General features: G+C 45.8%; 6 protein-coding genes and 2 pseudogenes. 3 read left to right on the top strand and 5 right to left on the bottom strand.

From position 1 onward, the window contains the following. From H6F80_RS28875 to H6F80_RS28860, 4 genes and pseudogenes are all read right to left on the bottom strand, one after another. Nucleotides 1-247 (bottom strand): annotated as a pseudogene (locus H6F80_RS28875) (two-component sensor histidine kinase); the annotation flags it as partial. Nucleotides 248-357: 110 nt separating this feature from the next. After that, complete coding sequence (locus tag H6F80_RS28870; RefSeq protein ID WP_190794956.1) at nucleotides 358-738, bottom strand: response regulator transcription factor; 381 nt, start codon at nucleotides 736-738, stop codon at nucleotides 358-360. Nucleotides 739-904: 166 nt separating this feature from the next. After that, nucleotides 905-1,266, bottom strand: a pseudogene (locus H6F80_RS28865) (DUF4383 domain-containing protein). A gap of 559 nt (nucleotides 1,267-1,825) precedes the next feature. Further along, complete coding sequence (locus tag H6F80_RS28860) at nucleotides 1,826-2,374, bottom strand: TetR/AcrR family transcriptional regulator (RefSeq protein ID WP_190794955.1); 549 nt, start codon at nucleotides 2,372-2,374, stop codon at nucleotides 1,826-1,828. A gap of 148 nt (nucleotides 2,375-2,522) precedes the next feature. Here H6F80_RS28860 and H6F80_RS28855 point away from each other — a divergent pair, with 148 nt between their 5' ends. Both H6F80_RS28855 and H6F80_RS28850 read left to right on the top strand, forming a co-directional pair. After that, nucleotides 2,523-3,140 carry a glutathione S-transferase family protein gene (locus tag H6F80_RS28855; RefSeq protein ID WP_190794954.1) on the top strand — a complete coding sequence of 206 codons (618 nt, stop codon included), beginning with the start codon at nucleotides 2,523-2,525 and terminating at the stop codon, nucleotides 3,138-3,140. Nucleotides 3,141-3,149: 9 nt separating this feature from the next. Further along, a complete protein-coding gene (locus tag H6F80_RS28850; RefSeq protein ID WP_190794953.1) occupies nucleotides 3,150-3,791 on the top strand; it encodes a pyridoxamine 5'-phosphate oxidase family protein in 642 nt (213 codons plus the stop codon). 111 nt (nucleotides 3,792-3,902) lie between these two features. Here the strand turns inward: H6F80_RS28850 and H6F80_RS28845 are convergent, their stop codons facing one another. Then, complete coding sequence (locus tag H6F80_RS28845) at nucleotides 3,903-4,142, bottom strand: TfoX/Sxy family DNA transformation protein (RefSeq protein WP_190794952.1); 240 nt, start codon at nucleotides 4,140-4,142, stop codon at nucleotides 3,903-3,905. Nucleotides 4,143-4,202: 60 nt separating this feature from the next. On the opposite strand from H6F80_RS28845, the gene H6F80_RS28840 reads away from it, so the two are divergent. Next, on the top strand, nucleotides 4,203-4,471 hold a 269-nt coding region (locus H6F80_RS28840), incomplete at its 3' end, for a DUF1348 family protein (RefSeq protein ID WP_190794951.1).

Raw genomic sequence — 4,471 nt, 5'->3', positions numbered from 1 at the left:
GCCAATTTATAATACGACGGTCTTCGGTAGTAGAAGAGGCAAGAAGTTGACCCTGAGAATCAAAGACACGCACTATTACTGTTTCGGCTTGACCATGGAGTTGCATAAGCTGCTGAACGCGCTGAAGATTCTGCTGTTCCAGCTCGTCTGCCACACTTTCACCGATCGCTGTTGCCCAATTTCCTAAATCGGTCTGCCGCATCTCTATGAAATAGGTGGAGAGCGATTGCAGTAGGAAACCAGCCATTAATGAAGTTCCTAACCCAGTAAGCAGCCAATAGGTCACTAGCAGCTTTGTGTGTAGAGAATTCCATTTGATTGAGCGGAACAGTTTAAGCTGCATTGTTGCTAATCTACCTATCGTAGGTCCTCTCCTGCCGATTGCGGTCGCAAAACTGCTTTGATCCGCGCTAATAGTTCACCAGTATTAAAGGGTTTTGTAATGTAGTCGTCTGCTCCAGCATTAAGTCCCCACGCTTTATCGATATCTTGATCTTTTGCAGTCAGCATGACGATCGGAACATTGGAAAAAGCCCGAATTCGCCAGCACACTTCCATGCCGCTCACCTCCGGCAGCATTAAGTCCAGCAAAATTACATCGGGAACCTGCTTATGAAATAGTTTTAATGCAGAAGCACCATCTGATGCGGTTGTGACTTCGTACCCCTCTTTCTGCAAGGCATAAGTCAAGCTATCGCGCAGCGGTGCTTCATCATCAACAAGTAGAACGTGAGGCATAACCAATTCAATTACTCTACTAGCAAGATTATAATTCTTGTGTCTATTTTCATCCTCCTGTTTGAGTGTACAGCTTACTACGCGGTTCTGAAACAACGTCTAATCAGGTCGTGAATCGATACACTGAAACACGAATTTAACGAATTTAACGATCGCCCATTCTTCCTCACATTGAAAGCCGCCCATCATCCCGCAACCCTGATGCGCTGCGAGTTCTAGTAAAGCCGAAATAAGCAGCAATGAGGGCAGTTACAGCGTGCAGCCAGATATCATGACCAAAGATGGGAATTAACCCAAACGTTGTATTCAGTACGGGGAGGAAGCCTATGATCGTGAGCAATCCATAGAAAATCGCCAATCCCCGGCAGTAAGTTCTTGCACTGCTATATCGGCGGTAGGAAAGTAGTCCCAAAACCCAACTGCTAAATGCACAATGTTATGCAAAACGTTGATTGGAAAGAGACCCATCAGATAGCCATAGCCTGCATTAACAGCCAGTTGAGGAGCAGCACCGGGAGTTGCAACCATACCAGGAATGAAGCCGAGAATTCCAACCAGAACGTAAACGATGCCGCTAATAAAGCGAAATATCGTGCTCCCATAGACGCTCCTTTGAATTGGAAAAAGAGGTTTCGTAAGATGTGGGCTCTGTTCACTTTTCTACTCACCTTTTTGCTCACCATGATGAATAGTAAGTGTGAGGAGTGTGAATTGCTTTATCTTCGAAAGCCGATCGTCTTTTCACCTCAACCTTAAGTTATGGCTAGTACCATAATTCCTCTATCTATAGGAACAAATTCTTAACACTGCAAGGTTATTTATTCAACAACTGTTGAAAAAAATAGTTTATGCCAGCGCTCTAGGGATAGAGAATAGGAAAAAGCAGCCTAAGGTTGAACAACATCAGAACGAGATTTAGTTAATCAAAAACCGCTTCTATCTTAAGATAGAGAACGATTCCTACCAAAGGGGTAAATGATTTTGGTATGGTGTCGGTTGTATCTATTGCCTATTATGAAAACCTCTGTTCAAGCTGTTTTGCTATCGATCGGCGACTAAGATTCTAAGCAAAGCTTTAAACGGAAATTTATCCATTTCTACAAAGCTCCTTGGGCAATTGCTGCATCACTCGCTGAAACGGAGCTGAATTGTTTAATGCTTGAGATAAAATCAATGCTCCTTGAATAGCGATCACTGCATTCTCTCCTTGCTGGTGAGCCAGGCTTTTATTCATTCCCGCTGCGGTAAGGACATTGGCGATCGCATCGATCCAAATTTGATAGAGGGCTTGGACGCGATTGTGAAACACATCACGGGCAGAACCTAATAAGAGAATGGCTGAGAGGCAGGGCTGTTTTCCTCCGTCGTACACTTCACTCAGGCGATCGCACATCTGCTGTAGTTGAGCTAGCGGATCGCCTGGGGTTTTAAGCTTTTGCACAATGTTTTGATCTATCCAGCGTTCCAGGTAATCCAGCACCGCTTCAACCATTTCATCTTTGCCGCCAGGGAAGTGGTGGTAAAGGCTGGCTTTCCCCAATCCGGTTGCTGCAGAGATTTTGGCTAGCGTTGCGCCGTCGTAGCCGTGTTGCCGAAACAGACATAACAGGGATGGAATGTAGGTTTCTTTCGGCATTGGTTTTTTTGGACATTGAAGGGTTGGCGTGAAAGGTTGGCGTTGGCTGATTGACATTATACCGAACGAACGGTACAGTTAGTTATACCGAACGAACGGTACAGTTCAACTGTATAGTTTTTGGAAAGAATCAATTAGGCAAACCATCATGATTCAGCTTTACGGTCACGAACTGTCTGGCAACAGCTACAAAGTTAAATTGATGCTGTCGCTGCTGGGTTTAGAGTCTGTTTGGATTAAAGTCGATTTGCTAAAAGGCACACACAAACAGCCCGAATTCCTGGCACTCAATCCGTTTGGACAGGTTCCAGTTCTGGTGGATAGAGAAGCGGTGCTGGCAGATGCTCAAGCAATTTTGGTGTATCTGGCTCGACAGTATGGCGGCGAATCCTGGTTGCCATTAGATCCAGAGGGGATGAGTCGCGTGATGCGCTGGCTTTCCACCACTGCCGGAGAAGTGCGTCAGGGTCCAGAATCGGCTCGTCTCTATCACTTGTTCAAAGCCACCAGCATCAATCTGGAACGGGCAACTCAAAAATCAGAATTTATTCTGACGCAGCTAAACGATCGTTTAGCAGAACAAAACTGGCTGGAATTGGGACATCCTACGATCGCCGATGTCGCTGTGTTTCCCTATGTCGCGCTCGCACCAGACGGCAAGATTGATCTTACGCCTTACCCCAATGTGCTCGCCTGGATCGATCGCATTAAACATCTTCCCGGTTTTGTTGGCATGACTGGCATTTCGGAACCCGTTACCGCTTAGGAGAACATCATGTCCCGCAAGTTTGGCGAAATTGCCTTTACGCCCGAAGTGAAAGCGGCACAAGCAGAACGCGGCTCGCGTCAAACCTACGAAAAATACATTGCGAATGGTCCTGCAAACGATGCGATCGCTCCAAAAGTTGCAGATTTTATTGCACAGCTCGATGGCTTTTATTTCGGAACGGTCAGCTCTAACGGCTATCCTTATATCCAGTTTCGCGGCGGTTCACCAGGATTTCTAAAAGTGCTGGATGAGAAAACGCTGGGCTTTGCTGACTTTTCGGGCAATGTGCAGTACATCACGATCGGGAATTTATCGGGGAACGACAAAGCGTTTTTGTTTTTGATGGATTACCGTCATCGTAAACGCATCAAGATTTGGGGCAGAGCCGAATTTATCGAAGGAGAATCAGAATGGACTGAACGACTGCGCGTTCCCGGTTATCCTGCGGTAATTGAGCGATCGATTCTCTTTCATGTAGAAGCCATCAGCGAAAACTGTCCGCAGCACATTCCCATCCGTTATTCAGAAACTGAAGTCGAAGCAATGATAGCTCCTTTGCGCGATCGAATTGCTGAGTTGGAACAAGAGCTAGAACGTAAGTTAGAACATGAGCTAGAACGTAAGTTAGAACATGAGCTAGAACATTAGCTTGGAGCAACCGCCTGGAGTAACCGTTTAGACAAACGGCTCCATAAACGGTTATTTGAACAGTGGCAGTGATCCTGCATCGCTCCCGAATGCTACTTTATGTTTAGCGAGTTATGTCTCGTGAAGCTGCTGTCGTAGTTCCTGCTTGCGTTTCTCTGGAATGTCTCGCCAATCGATATTCAGAATTACCCCTTTTAATGCCCAAAGCAGGTTGAGCGAAACAAGCGGATGATTTTCACGAATCAACTGAAATGCAGTTATTGCGCCACACTTCTGTAAATCATCTAATGTATCAATGTCAATTTCGTAAAGCCATTGACGCGAAACCTTACCAATATTTCTGATCTTCACTACGTCAGCGTTCTCCTTCGTTGTATTCTATTCATTTCAACTGCTGGGAAAAATTTAACTATGTCTGATTCAACTCATCGTCCTCCCCTGCCTCCATTCACGCTGGAAACTGCAAAGGCAAAAGTGCAAGCCGCTGAAGATGCCTGGAACACGCGCAATCCTGAACGAGTTGCTTTGGCATACACCGAAGATTCTGAATGGCGAAATCGAGCGGAGTTTATTCATGGCCGAGCGGCGATCGTGGAGTTTCTCAAGCGCAAATGGGCAAAAGAACTCGACTATCGGTTAAAAAAAGAACTTTGGTGTTTTATGGACAATCGAATTGCGGT

This window comes from Leptolyngbya sp. FACHB-711, from assembly GCF_014695615.1.
Lineage (GTDB): Bacteria > Cyanobacteriota > Cyanobacteriia > Elainellales > Elainellaceae > Leptolyngbya_A.
The sequence above is the reverse complement of the archived record's forward strand: the minus strand, read 5'-3'. Positions and strand labels throughout refer to the sequence as shown.

Bases quoted from the DNA above. Each gene is read 5' to 3' on its own strand.
- H6F80_RS28870 (WP_190794956.1), bottom strand. From the start codon at position 738: ATGCCTCACGTTCTACTTGTTGATGATGAAGCACCGCTGCGCGATAGC.
- H6F80_RS28860 (WP_190794955.1), bottom strand. From the start codon at position 2,374: ATGCCGAAAGAAACCTACATTCCATCCCTGTTATGTCTGTTTCGGCAA.
- H6F80_RS28855 (WP_190794954.1), top strand. From the start codon at position 2,523: ATGATTCAGCTTTACGGTCACGAACTGTCTGGCAACAGCTACAAAGTT.
- H6F80_RS28850 (WP_190794953.1), top strand. From the start codon at position 3,150: ATGTCCCGCAAGTTTGGCGAAATTGCCTTTACGCCCGAAGTGAAAGCG.